Source organism: Rahnella sp. GSA61A, assembly GCF_019969905.1.
Classification (GTDB): domain Bacteria; phylum Pseudomonadota; class Gammaproteobacteria; order Enterobacterales; family Enterobacteriaceae; genus Rahnella; species Rahnella aceris.
The window spans coordinates 1-21,174 of the sequence record NZ_JAHXYO010000001.1 but is presented as its reverse complement, the minus strand read 5'-3'; the positions used below and the strand labels follow the sequence as shown (position 1 = coordinate 21,174).

The following is a 21,174-nucleotide window of genomic DNA, read 5'->3' as shown; positions in this document are numbered from 1 at the left end:
CTTTCCTTAAAGCTGCGGTGTAAAATTCACAATCAGATGTCCGGTATAATGCCCGGCTTGTTTACTGTTGATATCCATTGTCTTGGTGCTGAGTTCCAGTGGCGCAGGAACACACAATACTGCCTGTGGGATCCCGGGCAGATGTACAGGCCGGATATGAGCGGTCTGAATATCAGAAATCACCAGATCATCACCGCGTATTACGCTGACGTATTTGCCGTCGGGTGCCTGCATTCGCACATAATAATCAATGCGTCCTGAATCCAAATTAGTGTCGCCGTGATCAGAATAAATAGAGAAGTATCCGTTATTGCGCTGGGTTGTCCCCTGCTGCTGATCGTCAAATTTCAGGGTGAAACTGGTACTGTTCGAGCCATACCCATCGTACAAACACATATCTATAGTAGCCGAGCCGTTCATTTGCGTTTGATTACCTTTAGTGCCGGGCAATGGACGCAGGTTAAGGTCAACACGCGGTGCGGCTTCGCCAAATTCGGGTAAATAGATTTGCTGGTTATTGTTGTCGGTGAGATTGACTGTGATGTTGGAATCCCAGTGATAAACCTCGGTTTCGCTGCTGTTATGGAGAAGAATTTTTAGCTGAGCAGTCCAGATGCCGCCAACCGGTAACTTATTGAGTTCGGCGGCAGGGATTTTCAGGGTTAAGTTAACACCATCTGTTGAATCACCGCTGCAGGAGTTTTGTGCGCTTTGATTCATGGGCTTAGGATCGCCATACATCGCGCAATTTCCGTTATACCAGTAGGCTTCGCGTATTCCCTGCAATTCGAGAGTCTGCGTTGCGCCACTGCGCTTTTCCGTAAATTTAAGATAAACCGGCAGATAGGCGGCATATCCGCCTTTACCCGTTGGGCATTTACCATGTTCATCGCTGGTGCTTGACGTGCAGGCCCAGTAGTTAAGGCCCCAGCGACCGGAATTAGTCGAGTCGTATCCGCCGCTTTCTTGTGTCCAGATATTTACCGTTGATGCGGTACCCTTCGCGATGTTCAGTTCTGTATTGATGCTGTGATCCAACGGAGCAACCGTGTCAGCCTGAGCATCGGACAACGTGACTAACAGGGTGCTCAGTAAAATAAATAAAGCAGTCAGAAGTTGTTTATGTTTCATTTTTTTTCTCGAATCGCAGCAGGTAAATCCGCAGGCTGAACCGGTTTACACAATGTTTTACCGACATAACGCACGACATCGCGGCTTGATTGCACGGTGACTGCGCACTGGTAATTCTGCTCACCGTTTTTGACATATAGCGTTTTTGCTAATGACGTCATTTCTGCGGTAAAGCCGCCATCTTCCGAACTGCTGAAAGCATTGGCATTGAGCATGTTGCCGCCATTGAGGGGGGCACCCGTGGCGGTAACCAGTTGTCCGACATAGGTATAATGCGATTCCATCGTCACTTCGCGTACTTTCATTTTCCCCGGCAGGAGGAACAATTTCTGGCTGCCTGCGCCCTGTGTAATGCTGGCCTGGCTACCTGAACTGACATCACGGCTTTCATCAACGGACACCTTGCCTTCTTCAAAACCGGTCACCGGGAATAACGCTTTGCTGTTCTGTTTCATGTGGGCCGCGCCGCCGCCCTGAACTGAAACGTCGATCAGTGCGTCATCTGCGGCATCCGCCTCTTCTTCATTACTGCCTTTCACCTTCACAGCTACCGCAGCACCCGGTGAGCCTGTACCGCCTGGCCCCCAGAAGAAGCCGGATTTAGATACCGCAACGGAAGAACTGTAGCTGCCGGTCACTGCGCCCTGATGGGTTTTTTGCTCATTGTCATAGCTGTCGGAAACGGTCAGTTCGCCTTCGCCATACTGGCCATTGAGACGGCCATGAACCGAGGCGTTAGCGTTATCGGTATCTGTGCCGCCCACGTCAATACCCAGTTCGCGGTCGTTATTGCTGCCCCAGTCCCAGTTCTGACTGGCGTTATACGTCATCTGCGCATCGCCGTTCTGGCTGCCCTGATAATCGGTGCTGAATGAAGTGTTGCTGCTGCGAAGCTGCGCATCTTTTGGCGTATTACGTGACAGGGAGAAGCCGACGTAGACACCTTTGTCACTATCGCTGTCACTGCTGCTCTGACGACGGTAGCCACCAAAACGCGTGGTGATCGTCATCTGTTTCCAGTTGAAGCTTTTATTCAGGCTCAGTTGCAAGGTTTTGGATGTACTCTGCGATTCGGTATTGTTGATCATGTTGTCTTCAAAAGGTTTTGAAGGATCGTACGTCGCAGAGTCCGGTGAGAGACTGGTATTTTTATTGTAAGTGTAGCCCAGAGAGGCAGACCAGCCCTTAACCGGCACGGAAAGTGTGGCGTTAATTGATTCGTAGCAGCCAATATCCGCATAATCATTTTCCCCGACATCGGCACTGGTGCAGCTTTTACCGTATGCGGCATTGCGATAGACGCTCATGGAAAAACCGTCGTTGTAGCTGATTTGCTCAACGTTACCTTTGGAACCGTCTGTGCCGCTAAACACGCTGGTCTGCATATCCAGCACGCCGTCGATCACTTTTCCGTTAAAACCGTGTGTCCATTGCAGGCCCGCTTCGCCATAATTTTCATTATCGGTATTGGCAATACCTGCCGTCGCCGTCAGCTCGGCAAACACCGGCAGACGCGCACCGGCTTGCATCACCGGTTTGCGTGATGTGCTGTCATTTTCTTCGTCATCTGTTGAGCTGACGACTTTGTTATCTGCCGTTTCACCGGCCTGTACAAACCATTGCATATGCCCGTCACTGATCCCGCCCGTTTTGGTAAACGGCTGGGTTTCGGTGCGCACGAGCTGGTTATTCTCATAAATTCGCAGGGTGACGGCATAACTGCCGCTCGGGAAGTTGCCGGTATCCAGCGTATTTGAACCGTTATTGAGATAAAACGTGCCGAGCAACTGATTGCCGCGATAAGCATCGACGCGGGATTTGCTGGAAAGCAGTACCACCAGCGGTGAACCTTTGCTGGCTTCATCAAGATTCAGGTAGCTCAGGGAACTGCCCGCCCGGACGCCATCGATCGCATTCAGCGGTAACAGCGAGAAACTGATATTACCGCCCAGATTGCTGGAAAGGTCGCGTGAGTCCATGCGTCCGGCCTGCACGTAGTGGCGCTTGCCTAAGCTCTGGCGGAAATAGAGATCATCGACAGATACTGTCTGGCTGTCACTGTCGTCACTTTTGTAAGAATCAAGCGACCAGTCAAAACCCACATAGCCGCTGGTCAGCACGCCCAGTGCGCCGGCGCCTTGTAGTGACAGACTCTGGTATTGATCCTGCGCTGCCACGTTCAGGGTTTGCTGATGAATTAAGGCATTTTCAGTCTGCGCGGTCGGGGTGTAATAAAGGGCTTTTTTATCAGCATCAGGCACCAGTGCTTTGCTGACAAAGACGTCGGCGGCGCTGTTGTTTTCATCGTAAATCAGCGCCAGCGAGTCGGTTTCCAGATAACCACAGCCCCTGGCGTCGGCATTGCTGCTGCAGGCCAGGTTGCCATGGCGGGGAAGCGGCGCAGACAAGGTCGCCAGCATTTTCTGGTAATCCGGCGTGCCTGTTTTCAGCGGCAGATTCAGTGCGGTAAGTACCGCCTGCGGGTCTTTAAACTGTACGGTTTCCAGTGTGACGCTGGCTTCAAATAAGCCGGCAGACTGGCCGAGCAGATTGACGTTCAGCCAGACGTTCTGACCTGAGACCAGCTCTTCGAAACCCGGAGGAACGTCAGAGCCAGCTAAAGCAAGATTGCTGAATAAAGCAAAATGAATTGCCAGAAAGCAAAGTGACACTTTCAAGTTAGGTTTCATTATTTTTCCTTTATTCAAAAATCTGGGAGGTGAAAAGAATCGGCCTGATTAACAGGCCGATGAGGAGTGATTCAGGTGGAATGAACGCTTATGGCGTTTCAGTTGCCTGAGTCAGTACCACGCTGACAACGCCGCTGTAGTTACCGGAAGCAACAGGTGCCTGAGTGGTCTGGCTGACTTTCAGAGGCTGAATGATGGAACCGTTAGTGGTATCGCCGTTCGGGAACAGGGTAGTTGCAGCCATGGTCTGCTGAGCCTGAGTCAGGGTCAGTTCGCCGTATTTAACAGTCAGTGGGATATTTGGGTTGGTACCCACGGTATCCATTAATTGCGGGGTACCTGCCAGGTTGATGTTCACATCTTTTTCAGCATCGTTAGAATAGATCTTGGTCATCTGTGTAACAGGTTCCAGACCTACGCCAGGCATATAAGTCATTTCCATCGTAGAAGGTAATACTTCGCCAGTGTCAGTGGTCATATCCAGAGTGGCGTCAACGTTTGCAGTCACAGTAATATCTTTCTGTACAGCAGAAGCGTTAATAGCGAAGCCCATGATTGCAGTGACCAGCAGTGGTTTGATAATTGATTTCATTTTTAATTCCTAATTAAGAAGATGCATATTGCTATGCGGGGTTTATAACAAGAGTTATTCTTTACGTAAAATAATGAGATCTATTTTGCGCTGAATTCTTTTACGCCAACGGTTTTATCTGTCCAGTTGAAGTATTTCACTTTCACCACACGGTAATTATTTCCTTTAAATAATTCCGGAGATAACGTTGCGCGCTGATTAGGGTAAATGCTATTTTTTACCGGTTTACTCCATTTACATCCGTCATCAGTGAGTTGCTGAGGACATAAACCGATACTGTTAATTTTAAGATGAATATTGCCGGTGTTGCTCACCACGCGAGTCGCCGGATCCAGCGTGAAGTCTAGTCGCGGTGCGGCAGGCGGGACGGTAACCAGTACGCCCCAGATCATGCTGATGCCGAGTTTGGTCTGATTCTTCTGGTCACTTTTCCCACCGTTATTATTCAGCCCCGGAACACCTTCAAAGTAAACGCGATAGGCTTCTTCTGTTTGCGGTTGCTGAATATTAATCAGACGTATAATTCGGGTGGTGCCGGGTGCCAGTCCGAATTTCTCCGGTGTCACAACAATACCGTTACCAGATGACTGAGTTATTGTTGTTTCATTTTCCTGCGGCGTTGCCGGGTTATTTATTTTCTTTACCGTCGTTTTTACATATTCCGTGGTGGCGGAGTTTGTTGTTACGCTAATTTGTGCACCACCGCTTTTCTGCATAGGAACCGAAATAGGGTAGACGCTTATTCCTGCAAATGATGATGCTGATAAAAGTAATGGGGAAGCCGCTAAAATCATTACCCATGATTTCAATTTTGTTAATGGCATTGTCATTTTCTCAATGTTTAATAAGTCGCTATCCTGAAGAAGATTTCGTTAATTCCTTTTACTTGATATTTGTTTGGTTGCTTTCGATGGGGTGAATAATAGATTCAATGAATGTTCAGGTCAATGGCATGCAAATTAGCTATTTGTGTTATTTATTTGGCTATAAATGATATTCAACATAAATATAACATTTGGCATGATTTTCACTTTCATGATTATGAAGGGATTTTATTCGTTATTTTGTTTTTATAATCGTGAATGTTAACTAAATGAAGACGGCTAATTTCAAACTGGCGCACATCTACATGATGTATTAAGTTAAATGAATATAAACGTGATTTTGAAATTATCCATTAAAATCATTTAGATATAACATCTTCGGTTAACGGTTGTTGTAAGCTGTTTGGGTATTTAAAGGGCGAAAAAGAAAGGAATAAGAAACGAAAGGGGAATAAGGGGCAATAAAAAACCCCGCCTGGGGCGGGGTTTGAGAGATTTTATGACGCGTGGGTTTCTTATAAACCTGCGGCTTCACGCAACTGAGCGGCTTTGTCGGTTTTTTCCCAAGGGAAATGTTCACGACCAAAGTGACCGTATGCGGCGGTTTCTTTATAGATAGGGTGCAACAGATCCATCATCTGGATCAAACCGTACGGACGCAGGTCGAAGAACTCGCGCACCAGCAGGGTCAGTTGTTCGTTGGAGACTTTACCGGTACCGAAGGTTTCCACCATGATGGAAGTCGGTTCTGCCACGCCGATAGCGTAAGACACCTGGATTTCGCAACGATCTGCCAGACCGGCAGCCACGATGTTTTTCGCCACATAACGTGCCGCGTAGGCCGCTGAGCGGTCAACTTTCGACGGATCTTTACCAGAGAACGCACCGCCACCGTGACGGGCCATGCCGCCGTAGGTATCCACGATGATTTTACGACCGGTCAGACCGCAGTCACCCATCGGGCCACCGATAACGAAACGGCCAGTCGGGTTAATGTGGTATTTGGTACCGGCGTTCAGCCATTCTGCTGGCAGGACAGGTTTGATGATTTCTTCCATCACCGCTTCCTGCAAATCTTTCAGCGAGATGTCTTCAGAGTGCTGAGTAGACAATACCACGGCATCGATACCGACGATTTTGCCTTCGTCATACTGGAAAGTGACCTGGCTTTTCGCATCCGGACGCAGCCATGACAGGGTGCCTGATTTGCGCACTTCAGCCTGACGCTGCACCAGACGGTGAGCATAAGTAATAGGCGCTGGCATCAGTACGCTGGTTTCGTTGGTCGCATAACCAAACATCAGACCCTGGTCGCCCGCACCTTGTTCCAGCGGATCAGTACGGTCAACGCCCTGATTGATATCCGGAGATTGCTTACCAATAGCGCTCAGCACTGCGCAGGAATTGGCGTCGAAACCCATGTCGGAATGGATATAACCAATTTCACGAACAGTCTGGCGTGTGATTTCTTCAACGTCGACCCATGCGCTGGTGGTGATTTCACCGCCAACCAGGACCATGCCGGTTTTGACATAAGTTTCACATGCAACACGTGCTTTTGGGTCTTGCTCTAAAATTGCGTCCAGTACCGCGTCGGAAATCTGGTCAGCGATTTTATCTGGATGTCCTTCCGAAACGGATTCGGACGTGAAGAGATGTTTAGCCATTATGTTCTTTACCTTACATACGACGGGTTAGATATCACTGCATAGCACTGGGGAGACTGGCAGATGAGGAGCAGAGCTCGCCATTGTCGCAATGCGTCCTGCATGTCCCCATTAGGCAAAGCCTTGAAGCAGTTTGCGCGTTAAACCACCCAAGCGTGTGGACGGATTAACATCTGGATGGCTATTTTAGGATAGCAGGCGTTCTGAATGCCAGTCATTTTTGTGACGGAGTGGGTGTTATTGTGCGGGTTTGCAGTGATATTCACGGTCTGAAACTATTTGTACTGCATTTTCATTTTGCATTTACAGCGTGTTATCGGTATAAACGGCGCGCGCTATGCACATTTCTGCAGGCCTGCAGAAGCAGCGTATTCCAGTAATTACTGTTTTCTCAGCTCGAATGCCCGCGGGTGATGCGTGGCACGTGTGGAGGTGGTTAGTTTAATGACCCACTTTTTACCGTTTGTAACATTTCAACAGCATCCCCTGCAGCCTTTATTGCGTTCTGCAGCACTTCTTTCAGACCTTCATTCAGAAAAGCGTCTGTCATCTCTGCGATGTTTCAGACAGCCTGATTACAGACAGGTCAGTCACCGACATCGGTACGCTACTCAGTAAGCTCAGGTCTGCGTGAACATCGCATTCCCGACATATAACTGATGTAGCCTGCAATCTCCCGGGGCATCCACCCCTGATTTCTCCCGACTCGTTACACGGAGTCTAAAAACGTGTTTTACAATGATATGAGTAGAAAACAGTCCCGTGGCTGTGGCTCGCAGGGTTTTATCCTGTCTGAAAGCCAGCCTTGCGGGTTGTTCTCACCTGTTGTTACTGCGATAGTGGCTGGCCATGTTGTCAGTATAGAAAGAGGATTTACCTATGTCTGATGACATCCAGTCCCACCGTCCGTCACACGCGGGCGATACTGTTTCTTTGCGCTCCATGCAGGAGGTTGCCGTGAACGATCGTGATGCCAGCAAGATGCTGCGCACTTACAACGTTGCCTATTGGGGTAACAACTATTTTGACGTCAACGAACTGGGCCACATCAGTGTCTGCCCGGATCCTGACGAGCCTTCTGCCCGTGTTGATCTGGCACAACTGGTGAAAGACATGCGTGAGCAGGACGGTCAGCGTCTGCCGGCACTGTTCTGTTTCCCACAAATTTTGCAGCACCGTCTGCGTTCGATTAACGCTGCGTTCAAACGTGCGCGTGAATCGTTCGGTTATGAGGGTGACTACTTCCTGGTTTATCCGATTAAGGTTAACCAGCATCGCCGCGTGATCGAATCGCTGGTGGAATCCGGTGAACCGCTGGGTCTGGAAGCCGGCTCGAAAGCTGAACTGATGGCCGTTCTGGCGCACGCCGGGATGACCCGTTCCGTGATCGTGTGTAACGGCTATAAAGACCGCGAATATATTCGTCTGGCGCTGATCGGTGAGAAGCTCGGTCACAAGGTATATCTGGTTATCGAGAAGATGACTGAGATTAAACTGGTGCTGGAAGAAGCCGAACGTCTGAACGTGATCCCACGTTTGGGTGTGCGTGCACGTCTTTCCTCGCAGGGCTCCGGTAAATGGCAGTCCAGCGGCGGCGAGAAATCCAAATTCGGTCTGGCGGCCTCTCAGGTTCTGCAACTGGTTGAAATGCTGCGTGAAGCAGGGCGTCTGGAAAGCCTGCAACTGCTGCATTTCCATCTGGGTTCACAGCTGGCGAATATCCGTGATATCTCGACCGGCGTGCGTGAGTCTGCGCGTTTCTACGTTGAACTGCACAAGCTGGGCGTCAACATTCAGTGCTTCGACGTGGGTGGGGGGTTGGGCGTGGATTACGAAGGCACCCGTTCGCAGTCTGACTGCTCGGTGAACTATGGCCTGAATGAATACGCTAACAACGTCATCTGGGGTATCGGCGATGCCTGTAACGAACATGGCCTGCCACACCCGACGGTGATCACCGAGTCTGGCCGCGCCGTGACCGCGCACCATACCGTGCTGGTCTCCAATGTGATTGGTGTTGAACGTAACGAGTTCAAAGAGCCGGTTGCGCCTGAAGATGATGCACCGCGCGCGCTGGGCAGCATGTGGGATACCTGGAACGAAATGCACGATCCGGAAAACCGCCGCTCATTGCGTGAATGGCTGCACGACAGCCAGATGGATTTGCATGATGTCCATTCGCAATACGCACACGGTATTCTGGATCTGACGCAGCGCGCCTGGGCGGAAGATATCTACCTGAATATCTGCAACAAAATTCAGGATCAGCTGGATCCGAGCAACCGTGCACACCGTCCGATCATTGACGAATTGCAGGAACGTATGGCGGACAAACTGTACGTCAACTTCTCGCTGTTCCAGTCTATGCCGGATGCGTGGGGTATTGATCAGTTGTTCCCGGTGCTGCCGCTGGAAGGTCTGGATAAGCCACCGGTAGGTCGTGCTGTGCTGCTGGACATCACCTGTGATTCCGACGGCACTATTGATCACTACATCGACGGTGACGGCGTGGCGACCACCATGCCAATGCCGCCGTACGATCCGGAGGATCCGCCGGTACTGGGCTTCTTTATGGTCGGCGCGTATCAGGAAATCCTCGGCAACATGCATAACCTGTTCGGCGATACCGCGGCGGTGGATGTGTTTGTGTTCCCTGACGGCAGCATTGAAGTGCAGCAGTCTGATGAAGGCGACACCGTGGCCGACATGCTGGAATACGTCCAGCTGGATCCTAACGTGTTGCTGTCCCGCTTCCGCGATCAGGTGAAAGAAACCGATCTGGATGCAGAGCTGCAGGCGCAGTTCGTCGAAGAGTTTGAATCCGGTTTATACGGTTATACGTATCTTGAAGAAGATGAGTAATTCGTTGAAATAATACGTCGTATTACCGTCACAATAATATGGCGAAGGGGTCCTCCTTCGCCATTTTTTTACTATTCATAATTGACAACAAAAGTACCGGTGGCAGAGAAGCGTCCTACCGAAATACTCCTGGAATCGCCGACCAGTTGCGCGTTGAACTGTAATTGTTTAGATGAAGGCATATTCAAATCAGTTACTGAGTAAACGGAATTGGTGTCGTTAGGTTTCAACTGGCTGCCAGAACCTGTGGTAATTTTCACACCCACACCCGTTGCCGCATTTGATGTCACTGAATTACCCAACAACATATTGTTCCCCGGCGCGACAATATTCGTCGTCATCCGGGTTTTAAACATGTTCACATTCGTACAGCCGGAAGCATTCAGGCTGAATTTCGTCACGCTGGTAGCCCCTGAATTGACTTTTGCTGCACTGTAATCCCCCAGCGGGATAGTACCGCCGCCCGCACTGCTGACCAGCGCAGTACAGGTTGGCGTTTGCACGGGGAAGGAGAAAGTACTCATATTCAGACTAATATGATGGTTGTTAATGTCCTCCTTACCCACCCTGAATCCACCAATATAACCCGCCGAAGCCGGTCGAATGGAGGTTACACCTGCGGGTATACCGGTGAACTGGGGGGTCTGAAAAAGCACAATATAGTAATCATACCACTGACCCCCATCCATTGAGTTTTCCAAATTGGTGGTATTCTGTGCCGTGGTTTCATTGTCAGAGAAAAAATAAGGCATAAAAGCTTGAACTCTGTAACTGGCCCCGGTGCCTCTGATTTGAACTGAATAGAGGATCCCCGGGATATTGGTGGCATATAACCCCGCACTGGGGGAAACACCCGCGTAATCGTCAACCTGAGGAATGGCGCCGGCGATCCCATATAAAATCTCACCAGAATCACCCGGGCTACAATCGGTACGCGCATTCTTAGTTGTGGTTGCTTTTTGATTTAAGTCCGTAATCATTTGCGTCCTGGCCACGTGCGGTAACAGGGAAACCACAGAGCCGGAAAAGCTTAATGTTGCGGTGTAGGGGGCATCCCTGAAATAACATTCTACTGCCGCCTCAGCCGGTTTAACGGTTAAATCCCCCGTTAGTACTAATAAAGCGGTAAAAATGAATGTACGGATGAAACGAGACGACCGTATATACACTGTATTAAAAGGTAAATGATTATTCATAGCTAACACTCACTAATACTTTTGATGTAACCCGGCCTGCTGAGACAGCACCTGTATTCTGATAACGTGTATAGAAGTGATAGTCCGTTATTTCAGCAACGGGTGTTGCGGCGTTTATCGGGAAATTCACATCGGAAGAACCGTCTGCCTCCAGCACATTGGTGTTGTATTTCTGGGAAAATATCACCAGGCCCACGTTATCGGCGCCATCTGCTGCACCGTCTGTTTCGCTGATAAATACCTGTTTAGAGCCAGGTGCGAAATTTCCTGATTGCGGGGTAAAACTGAAATGAATATTCTCTATCACATCCGTGCATTCGCTCAGGCTAACAGTGAACGGATAACCGCCCAGCTGATCGGTGGGTAATATTGGCGCAGGCGGGGAACCGCGATCATCAAAATAATTGACGCTAACGGTAGGTAAATGAATGGCGCCGCCATTTTGTACGGTTAACTGGCAGGTCGTCTCGAGAATATTAGCTTGTATATTCAGGTTGAGATCACTTTCCGCACTGGTGACGAAAGGAAACCCCACGGCTAATACCGTTAACAAACGTAATAATGTATTATTCATATTCACCGGGTGATTTATCATATTCCTTCCATTAGTCTTTGCTCGGCGATTTATTGATAGATAATCACAAACGTGATCGGTGCAATAAAGTTCCCTGAGGTAACATTTGATAGTGTACTGCCTGCTGCAATCACCATTCGGGCATTCATATTCAGGGTTGTGCCCGCAGTGGTGAGTGTGACCGTTTGCGGTGTGGCTCTGTCGACACAACTGAACTGAGTGCCGCTGTCAGGTGCATTCCGCCAGAGTTCAACCGCAGTCGCCGCTGCAGTGCCGCCATTGTTGGCAAATGAATCACCGCTGGCTCCGGTACCGGAACAGGCTCCTGCTGTTGGGTTGGCGGTGATCTCGGCGGATTTAACGCCGGAGCAATCGCTGAAAACCAGTTTAAAAGGCTGAATTTTACTTTTCTGTTTCAGTTCTGATTTATAGACATCATTAAAGTTAATGGCGGATGTCGGTGTTCCTGATGAGTTTTGTATCTGGGCAGCACAAGTCCCTGCTTCAATAGTAGAAGTAAAAGTAGCGGTTAAATTTTCAGTCGGCGTGAGCTCAACGGCATGTGCTGAACACGTCATGATGAATGCTGCTGAAAGCAGTAAAATTTGATTGGGTTTCACGTTATTCTTCTCCATGCAGATCTTTCATAACCTGATTTTTTCTATTTTATTCATAGTTAAAGTTAAAGGTGGCAACGGCGCTGAAATTCCCCGTTGTTCCTTTATTTGATTGCGTTTCTTGCAGGCGTGAAATCAGGGTGACCTCTTTTGCATTGATTTCTGCGCTGCTCCAGTTGAGCCGCTGGCTGTCATTGGTGGAGTTAATCACAAAAGGCTGGTTTGACGCCGAGGCACGTGCAATAGAAACGCCCAAAAAGGAGGATGCCCCTTCACCTGAAACTCCATTACTAATCAGTGTGTTAACATAATTTGACTGCGTACCCCTTATGGTGGTTTTAATCGATGTGACTCCCGCCGGGCATTCCACAATTTTTATTTTGAAGGTTGCCGTAGCAGCATTATCACCGGCAATAATTTTATCTAACCCTACCTTTCCACCCGAACCAACAGGAATGGTATTGTTAATGCCATTTCCTGAACCGCCTTCCAGTCTCATTTCACACGTCGTTTCAATAATATTAGCGCTAAAAGTAACGTTAACATTTTGTGCGAAAGTCGGTGTCATGTTTATATTGATAAATAAAGCTGAAAATATCGAGAATGATATTCTGTATCCCTTTCTCATTCTTTTTCTCCTGTTTATTCTATTTGCCTGGAAATCAATGGGTGATTTTGCAAAGGATGTTTTTTAACATGATTGTCATGTTCACTTTTTCCGGGGTTTCCGGGATGGAATAATTAATCTGACAGGATTGGTCAGACTGACTTCCCCAGACAACATGCAGTGTCCCTTTATCATCGATACCGCGAATGAAAGCCATTCCGCCCTGGCCCATATTTCCCACGAGGATGTTTTTATCATTAAAAACATCAGCACCTAAAGGAATGAATCCGTTATCGGAACGTTGCAACTCCATAATAACTGAGCGGCCTTCATCGGTTTCGAAATTAACTAATACCACTGAACCACTGCGCGGGTAGGTAATCGTGCTGGTATTAACAATATTAACGTCTGCCTCCAGTGTGCTGATGTCCAGACCCACCGTATTTTCCTGATAGGGTGAAAGATAAGGTGTGATTGCATATCCGTTACTGTCAATCCGACCTTCACCCGTACTCATTTTTGTGCCCTTCGCCCCTTTGGCGCTGACCAGTGCCAGCGTATCGGAGTCATTGATGTTTCCGGGAGCAAATGTAATCCCGTCAGCATGAATAACCATACCTCCGCTGGAGCCGAAGGAAGCCTGCCGTCCTCCGTCATCGGTTAAAGAGGCGGAAAGACTCACGGGGCCGTAAGCGCTGTTATAGCTTCCGTATCCGCCAATTTGATTTAAATTCTCTGAGTCGGCGAGTGAAGATGACGTATTAACGCTGTAGTTGTAGCGATTATCCTCGCTATAACCGCCAGCACTCATGTCCATTTGCGAGGAGCCTTTAAAGTCAGTGCTTATGCCGGCATTTAGGTTGGTAAATCCACCGGGACGTTTACCCTGCGTGAAAATGTTTTCCAGAGGAATACTCAGATTAACATACAGTCGATTATCCTGGTCGCCATTCTCGTTATACTCACGCTGAAGGGAAATACTATAGTTTGCCCAACGATAGCTATTGTTATATCCGAGAGAAAACTGAGACGTTTTCTTATTTTGATTCCAGTAAGTTTCCCAACTGCCCGTCATATAAAGAGAACCATAACTCTGTTCACGATATTCCAGAGGCTGGTTAACATTAATTTGTATCTGGTTTTTCATTCTGTCGTAATTTTTAAAAGTTTCCTCTTCATTCATTGGATCCCGGCTGAGTTCATCCTGAAGTGAAGCGGCATCGCGTAAGCTCAGATAGTCCTGTGTCGAAAATCGGTAAGCCGCAACATTCAGCGACGTATTGGTTTCAGTCAACAGCTTATTGTAAGAGATTCGATAGCTCTGACCGTCGAGTGACCGGTCGTCGTCGATATCGGCACGGGAGTGGGTAATGTCGAAGGCAAATGCACCCGCCGGGGTATTCATCGCAACCCCTGTCAGCAGGGCAAGGTAGTCCGATGACATCGCTTCAGCACCGGCATAGCCGGTGAAGGTATTATTGATCCCATAATAGCCAGTCAGCACCGCCACCTCGGGGGAGTTGCTGGATGAACTCTCATTGAGTTTGCCGAAGCCTACATCCCAGCGGCTATTACCGGGGCGTAACATCTGTGTGACCGAGGAGAAGGGCACTGAGAAAGAACGCCGGGTGCCATCTGATTCTTCTACTGTCACGTCTATACTGTTGCCATAACCCGTTGGGTTAATGTCATCAAGAGCAAAAGGTCCCGGCGGTACGGTGGTTTCATAAATCACCGTACCGCTCTGGCGGACAGTCACTTTCGCATTACTGTTTGCGGTGCCGCGGATCACTGGCGCATAGTTGTTAGATGAACCCGGTTGCATGCGGCTGTCACTGAACACCCTGAATCCTCTCAGATTGATGGAATCAAAGGCATCGCCCTGAGTGTAAGTATCACCCAAAACGAACTGGGCTTTTAATCCGGTGATATCGTGCTGAACATAAGCATCCTGACTGGTATAGGACAGGCCATTTTCCTGATCCCAGTTGGTTGAACCTCTGGCACGAAAACGCCAGCCAGATAAGTTCGCGCCATAATTCAGCCCTGCATAGGCGCTGTCGCGAGAATCTCCGTCAGCGCTTGAACGGTAGGCATTCATGTCGTAAGAAAGCATGAACGCTGGAATGCCTTCTTCCCACAGAGCCGGATTGACATAACCAGAAGGACGTTTTGCGAGATAAATCTGCGGAATAGTAATATCCAGGCGTTGTTCCGATGAATTGAATTTGACCTTTGAATGACTGAGTTTTTCGGTCAGATTAATGCACGTTGTTTCCCCGCCTTCCGGCGAAATATCTGCAGTATCTTCTTTATCGATATCGATGAGGATATCTAACTGCTCAAGCAATTTTTGCGTGAGACACGGGCTGGCAATATTCGTCCCGTTATCAACGAAATTGACTTTAGAGTTTAGTTTTAATGAACCGTTAATAAAAATACCGACGCTGTAAACGCCTGGCACAACAGGATTGCCCTTGCTAAAACGGCGGGTGTCTATTTTTTCACTGTTTGCTGTGCTGTAGAGAAACTGACTATCAAACTCTACATTTTCATCATCATCTCCAACTTGCTCATCGAATTTATCATTGGTAACCGCAGTTTCCGCCACGGACCTGGGTGACCACACAGCGCTGACGCCTATAGTCAATGGAAGCAGTAATAATCCCGTTGTGATTTTATTTTTTTTCATAATATTGCTTTTTTTATGAATCAGATGGCGTCAGGGTTTATTTAAAGGGATGCTTCGTATTTTATATTTCCGCCATAATCATTAATTGCGGTATAATTTATCTTCCCTGTGTTTACCGTCGTCGTCAGCCCGTCGACTTTCATCAACTGAGTGGAATCGGGGGCGATCATTTTTGTTTCCAGTTCGTACTTGCGGCCATTCGTATTCAGAAAAGCTTCATTCACCGTGACAAAGTAAGGGGTGGCATTTTTCGCTTCTGCAAAAACTTGTTGACCATTTTTCACTATTTTCCATGTCAATGCCGTCGCTGCTTCAGAAGCTGAACCCTTCAGCCCCTCAGGACGATAAAACAACTTTATGCGGGTACGAAAAGCCAACTGAAGCAAATTTTCATCGGTACTATTTTTGGCTTTAGGCGGAATTTCAAGAACGTTAAACCAAAATACAGTTTCTTTATCTTTGGGTAATTCGCCCCCAAGGCTGGCAATTTTCACTGTCTGGCCTTGTTTGGCGTTCATTCGTGAAATAGGGGGGGTCACAAGGAAAGGAATTTTCATCTCCTGCGGATTCACATCCTCGCGGCCATCATCCAGCCAGGATTGAACCAGCAAGGCTTTTTCACCGCGGTTATCCAGTTTCACCGTAATCTCTTTCGCCTGAGCCGGATAAATAATCCGGGTACCAGAAATGACAACATCTGCGCAGACATCACAAGCAATAAATCCCAGAACGGCAAGGCAGAATGAAACAATTTTTGGTGTCTGTATAAAATTCATATTTCCCTCTATTAAATTTTATAATAAAAGCGCACCTGTTTGTTCATTGGGTACGCTTAATCATTAATTAACGTTGAATATTATTCGTAGTTCATAGTAAAGGTGACGTTAGTATTCACTTTACCCGACTGAACACTATTTGTTGCAGACCAGTCAGCACTAGGTACATAGGCTGCCTTATAGGCAAACACACCACGACCTTCGACCAGAGCCACGCTTTGTGCCACATCAGTCGGGTCGCCGATCAGAACCTGGCTAACGTTGGTTGCTGTGTTGTTGTAAAGCGCAACACTGACGTTTTGCGCACTACCAGAGACGGTAGCATCAGGTTTCAGCGTACCGCTGGACAATTCAGCAAATTGCTGTGAAGAGAAGCTGACGGAGGCTTTTTTCACTGATTCGGCGCAATCATTCAGCATTAACTCGAACTCTTTGGCACCGACACCGCCAGCAGCGCGAGTGGTGACATCCACTGCCGCTTTCGTCACCACAGGCATTGAGATAGTGACATTATTCGCTGCAATACCGTTGTTAGTGGTGATTTCACAGGTCGTGTCAGAGACTGCACCATCAAAGGTAATTAATCCCAAATCCGCTGCCTGGGCAGATAAGCTGCCGAATGCCAGACAAAAGACGGATAAAGGGAAGAGCGTCTTAATTTTTTTCATGAAATGTCCTTTTCATTATGAAAATAACAAAATAGTAAAGTAAAAGTAGTAGTGAATTAAATAAGCTTTTTTCAAAGACTTACTAAGGAGGAATTATAATTACGTTGTTGTTTATATCAAGTTGTACACACTGCAATATGAATGTAACTAAATATTTCATTGTGGGATCTGTAATGAACCCCAGAATTATTTTTTAAGTATTGAATTTTATTTTTAGGGAAGTTATTAATTATCAGATAAAGAGATCTTAATGATCGATTTTTCTAATTGAAATGGAAAACTGCATAGAAATATATATCAAAATATATGATGGATTTAGTTTTAAAATCCGTGAAAATGATAAACAAATTGTGCTATTGAAGGTGGATAAGGTAATCAGGTTTTGTTTGCTTACATAACATACAGGTGTAATGACATGCTGAAGAGGAGGGGAGGCAGAAAGGAAAAATATTAAGGCACCCGAAGGTGCCTGGATGATTAGCACGGAAATTAAAAGTCAGAGGCCCGACGCTTTTAGTGACGAACCGCAGGATGACTTGTTATGCATCTCTTTATTATTTCCCGGCAGCAATTCGCTCGCGAATATGTTTAGCACGTGCTTCTGAAGGCGGGTGATCATCAAACCAGCCGATGCTGCTGCCCTGATCCAGTTTTGCCAGTTTCTCAAAACTGGTTGCCAGACCTGTCGGGTCGATACCGCGTTTTTTCAGCAAATCAAACGAGTAATCATCCGCTTCGGATTCCTGTTTCTGCGAGAACTGCGCATTGACGTATTTCTCGCCCAGATCCGCCAGCTGCGATTGTGACAATGTTGCGCTGACGCCGCCGAGTGACGAAATCGCGGAACGTGCCGCCGTGGCGCTGTAGGCGACCTGCATGGCTTTACGGGTGTGGCCGAGTGCGACGTGGCCCATTTCATGGCCGAGCACGCCTTCCACTTCATTGTCGTTCATTATGTCCATCAGGCCGCTGTAAACGCGAATACAGCCGTTGGCCATTGCCCAGGCATTGACGTCTTTGGTCAGGTAAACCTTATAGTTGGCGGGCGTGCCGTTAATATTATCGCCCAGTGCTGCGGAGATTTTTTTCAGGCGCTGTGCGTATTCGCTGCTGTCGGGTGCTATCTGCGCCTTTTTATCCATTTCTTCACAAGACTGCACGCTCAGCGTTTTGACGTCGGCATCGCTCAGGGTATACGCCTGATAAGCCTGCGCGCCGGACTGCATTAAAGTGTCGGTATTGACGGTCGCACAACCGCTGACCAGTGACGCGGTAAAAAGGCTTAACAGAAGAGGGTGAAATTTCATCAATTTGTGTTCCCAGAAAAAGTTAACAAAACAGAAACTGTAGCCTGAAAAAGGCTCTGGTTGTAAGGATAGCGTTAAGGTAGGTTTTTCGCAGTGCACGATCTATAGTGTAAGTCCGAAAAAACGCCCTGATTTAAAAGCGGATTTTGTGAACTTAATCACGAGAGTGATTAGAGATTGCCGTTTTAATGCCGAGTCTGAGAAAATGACTTTCTTGACTGCTTTTTTAATCCGACCTGGAGTAGAACATGTCCTCTCGTAAAGAGCTTGCGAACGCTATTCGCGCACTTAGTATGGATGCCGTGCAGAAAGCGAATTCCGGCCACCCTGGCGCCCCTATGGGCATGGCAGACATTGCCGAAGTGCTGTGGCGCGATTACCTGAATCACAACCCGACTAACCCGCACTGGGCTGACCGTGACCGCTTCGTGCTGTCCAATGGTCATGGCTCTATGCTGATTTATAGCCTGCTGCACCTCACTGGCTATGATCTGCCGATGAGCGAACTGGCTAACTTCCGTCAGTTGCACTCGAAAACCCCGGGCCACCCGGAATACGGTTATACGCCTGGCGTTGAAACCACCACTGGCCCGCTGGGTCAGGGCATCGCGAACGCCGTCGGTTTTGCTATCGCAGAACGTACGCTGGCAGCACAGTTCAACAAACCAGGCCATGACATTGTCGATCACCAGACTTATGCATTCCTGGGCGACGGCTGCATGATGGAAGGCATTTCTCACGAAGTGTGTTCTCTGGCCGGTACCATGAAACTTGGCAAACTGACCGCGTTTTATGATGATAACGGCATTTCCATCGACGGCCACGTAGAAGGCTGGTTCACCGATGACACTGCGGCACGTTTCGAAGCTTACGGCTGGCATGTTGTACGTGGTGTTGATGGTCACAATCCTGACTCTATCAAAGCGGCTATTGAAGAAGCGCACAAAGTTACCGACAAACCTTCCCTGCTGATGTGTAAAACTGTGATCGGTTTCGGTTCGCCGAACAAGGCCGGTACTCACGATGTACACGGTGCCGCACTGGGCGCAGCCGAAGTGGCCGCTACCCGCGAAGCACTGGGCTGGAAATACGCGGCGTTTGAAATCCCGCAAGATATCTATGCGCAGTGGGACGCGAAAGAAGCCGGCAAAGCCAAAGAAGCTGCGTGGAACGACAAGTTTGACGCTTACGCTAAAGCGCACCCTGAACTGGCAAAAGAGTTCAAACGTCGTGTGAACGGCGAGCTGCCAGCAAACTGGGAAACCGAAGCACAGAAATTCATCGAACAATTGCAGGCTAATCCTGCGAACATCGCCAGCCGTAAAGCCTCCCAGAATGCGCTGGAAGCGTTCGGTAAAGTGTTGCCTGAATTCCTGGGCGGCTCTGCTGACCTGGCACCAAGCAACCTGACCATGTGGTCTGGTTCGAAGTCTATCGGCGACGATCAGGCAGGTAACTACATCCATTATGGCGTACGTGAATTCGGTATGACCGCGATCACCAACGGTATCGCGCTGCACGGCGGTTTCCTGCCGTACTCTGCGACTTTCCTGATGTTCGTGGAATATGCGCGTAATGCCGTGCGTATGGCCGCACTGATGAAGATCCGCAACGTGTTCGTGTACACCCATGACTCCATCGGTCTGGGCGAAGATGGCCCGACACACCAGCCGGTTGAGCAAATCGCCAGCCTGCGCGTTACGCCAAACATGAGCACCTGGCGTCCTGCGGATCAGGTTGAATCTGCCGTGGCATGGAAATACGCCATCGAGCGTAATGACGGTCCGGTTACCCTGATCTTCTCCCGTCAAAACCTGACCCAGCAACCACGTACCGCTGAACAGCTGGCCAACGTGGCGCGCGGGGGTTACGTGCTGAAAGATTGCGACGGTACGCCGGAAGTGATCCTGATCGCGACCGGCTCTGAAGTCGGTATCACGGTAGAAGCGGCAGACAAACTGGCTGCAGCGGGCACTAAAGTGCGCGTGGTTTCTATGCCGTCCACGGATGCCTTCGACAAACAGGACGCGGCTTACCGTGAATCTGTCCTGCCGAAAGCCGTTTCTGCGCGCGTTGCGGTTGAAGCCGGTATTGCTGATTACTGGTTCAAATACGTTGGCCTGAATGGTGCTATCGTCGGAATGCACAGCTTCGGCGAATCTGCGCCAGCAGAACTGTTGTTCAAAGAATTCGGTTTCACTGTTGATAACGTTGTTGCTCAGGCACAGGCGTTACTGAAGTAATCCCGCATTCTTAGAGCCGCTTAAAAGCACCTTCGGGTTAATGCCGGTCACTTAAGGTGACCGGCATTGTTTTTTAAGGGATATTTCGACCTTTTTTCTCTCACTTCCCTGACATATTCACGCTCACGTCTCGAGGGCAGTTTTAGCATCGCTGCGTTGCTGTAAAAATGCTTCAGATGACCCGGGATGGCTCCCGCTGATGCCCACGGCAGCCCGATTAACAACCGTAATATCTCCGACACTGCACCGCTAAAACTCAGCTGATAAGGCAGATAATCTCCCTTCAGGCTGAACGCCATCTTGATCATCTGGTAACGAATTAGGTTATAACTCAGCAGGATACCCCACAGTTCCTGCCTCACCATTTCCGGCAGTTTGCTTCTCAGCGCCCACCGGTTCCCCAGTAAAAACTGCTTCGTCTCCCGGTATCCTAACTCGATTTCCCAGCGATGCTTATAAAGCTCCGCCACGCTGGCGGCCGGATAACGCATCGCATCCGTCATTGACGTCAGAACCTGCCGTTCAACGCCATTGACCTTCCGGCGGATAAGCCGCACGGTCATTTCTTCCGGCAGTCCTTCCCACTGTTTTCTGGCCTGCGGTGACGTTTTCAGCCGTATCAGCTCGTCCTGTTTGCCGAGCTTACACACCACCTCGTACTGCGTGTTCTTTTTCAGCGGCGTCAGCCAGTGGCGATTTTCGCCCGCATTATGCCAGTCATGTAGCAG

General features: G+C 48.8%; 15 protein-coding genes and 1 pseudogene. 2 read left to right on the top strand and 14 right to left on the bottom strand.

All coding sequences use genetic code 11. From position 1 onward, the window contains the following. Positions 1-6 precede the first annotated feature (6 nt). The 5 genes from LC431_RS00080 to metK form a co-directional block, all read right to left on the bottom strand. Positions 7-1,131, bottom strand: a complete 1,125-nt coding sequence (locus LC431_RS00080; RefSeq protein ID WP_223509089.1) for a CfaE/CblD family pilus tip adhesin — start codon at positions 1,129-1,131, stop codon at positions 7-9. Continuing rightward, complete coding sequence (locus tag LC431_RS00075) at positions 1,128-3,821, bottom strand: TcfC E-set like domain-containing protein (protein ID WP_223509087.1); 2,694 nt, start codon at positions 3,819-3,821, stop codon at positions 1,128-1,130. The genes LC431_RS00080 and LC431_RS00075 overlap by 4 nt, the downstream gene beginning before the upstream one ends. Before the next feature lie 88 nt (positions 3,822-3,909). Further along, entirely contained in the window at positions 3,910-4,413 is a 504-nt protein-coding gene (locus tag LC431_RS00070) for a fimbrial protein (protein WP_013576817.1), read from the bottom strand. Positions 4,414-4,493: 80 nt separating this feature from the next. After that, on the bottom strand, positions 4,494-4,979 hold the full coding sequence (locus LC431_RS00065) for a hypothetical protein (protein WP_314520656.1): 486 nt from the start codon (positions 4,977-4,979) through the stop codon (positions 4,494-4,496). Between the two features lie 773 nt (positions 4,980-5,752). After that, positions 5,753-6,904, bottom strand: coding sequence for a methionine adenosyltransferase (gene metK / locus LC431_RS00060; protein ID WP_112150883.1), 1,152 nt, complete (start codon positions 6,902-6,904; stop codon positions 5,753-5,755). An 879-nt stretch (positions 6,905-7,783) separates the two neighbouring features. Here metK and speA point away from each other — a divergent pair. Further along, entirely contained in the window at positions 7,784-9,766 is a 1,983-nt protein-coding gene (gene speA, locus LC431_RS00055) for a biosynthetic arginine decarboxylase (RefSeq protein WP_223509082.1), read from the top strand. Positions 9,767-9,837: 71 nt separating this feature from the next. Here the strand turns inward: speA and LC431_RS00050 are convergent, their stop codons facing one another. The 8 genes from LC431_RS00050 to LC431_RS00015 all read right to left on the bottom strand — a co-directional run bounded on the left by LC431_RS00050 (position 9,838) and on the right by LC431_RS00015 (position 18,203). After that, complete coding sequence (locus LC431_RS00050) at positions 9,838-10,962, bottom strand: fimbrial protein (protein WP_223509079.1); 1,125 nt, start codon at positions 10,960-10,962, stop codon at positions 9,838-9,840. Further along, entirely contained in the window at positions 10,955-11,536 is a 582-nt protein-coding gene (locus tag LC431_RS00045) for a fimbrial-like protein (RefSeq protein ID WP_223509077.1), read from the bottom strand. Before LC431_RS00045 ends, LC431_RS00050 begins: the two co-directional genes overlap by 8 nt. Before the next feature lie 50 nt (positions 11,537-11,586). Beyond that, positions 11,587-12,171, bottom strand: coding sequence for a fimbrial protein (locus tag LC431_RS00040; RefSeq protein ID WP_223509075.1), 585 nt, complete (start codon positions 12,169-12,171; stop codon positions 11,587-11,589). A 31-nt stretch (positions 12,172-12,202) separates the two neighbouring features. Beyond that, positions 12,203-12,781: a fimbrial protein gene (locus LC431_RS00035; RefSeq protein WP_223509073.1), complete on the bottom strand. Its 579-nt coding sequence runs from the start codon at positions 12,779-12,781 to the stop codon at positions 12,203-12,205. 34 nt (positions 12,782-12,815) lie between these two features. After that, positions 12,816-15,452 carry an outer membrane usher protein gene (locus tag LC431_RS00030; RefSeq protein WP_223509072.1) on the bottom strand — a complete coding sequence of 879 codons (2,637 nt, stop codon included), beginning with the start codon at positions 15,450-15,452 and terminating at the stop codon, positions 12,816-12,818. Between the two features lie 41 nt (positions 15,453-15,493). Then, positions 15,494-16,228, bottom strand: coding sequence for a fimbrial chaperone (locus LC431_RS00025; protein ID WP_223509071.1), 735 nt, complete (start codon positions 16,226-16,228; stop codon positions 15,494-15,496). A gap of 80 nt (positions 16,229-16,308) precedes the next feature. Further along, positions 16,309-16,896, bottom strand: a complete 588-nt coding sequence (locus LC431_RS00020) for a fimbrial protein StkA (protein WP_013576807.1) — start codon at positions 16,894-16,896, stop codon at positions 16,309-16,311. 554 nt (positions 16,897-17,450) lie between these two features. Then, positions 17,451-18,203 (bottom strand): M48 family metallopeptidase, encoded by a 753-nt coding sequence (locus LC431_RS00015; protein WP_223509068.1) that lies wholly within the window; start codon positions 18,201-18,203, stop codon positions 17,451-17,453. 248 nt (positions 18,204-18,451) lie between these two features. On the opposite strand from LC431_RS00015, the gene tkt reads away from it, so the two are divergent. Then, a complete protein-coding gene (tkt, locus tag LC431_RS00010; RefSeq protein ID WP_013576805.1) occupies positions 18,452-20,446 on the top strand; it encodes a transketolase in 1,995 nt (664 codons plus the stop codon). A 47-nt stretch (positions 20,447-20,493) separates the two neighbouring features. Here tkt and LC431_RS00005 read toward each other — a convergent pair. Further along, positions 20,494-21,174: pseudogene (locus tag LC431_RS00005) on the bottom strand (IS4-like element IS1271 family transposase); the annotation flags it as partial.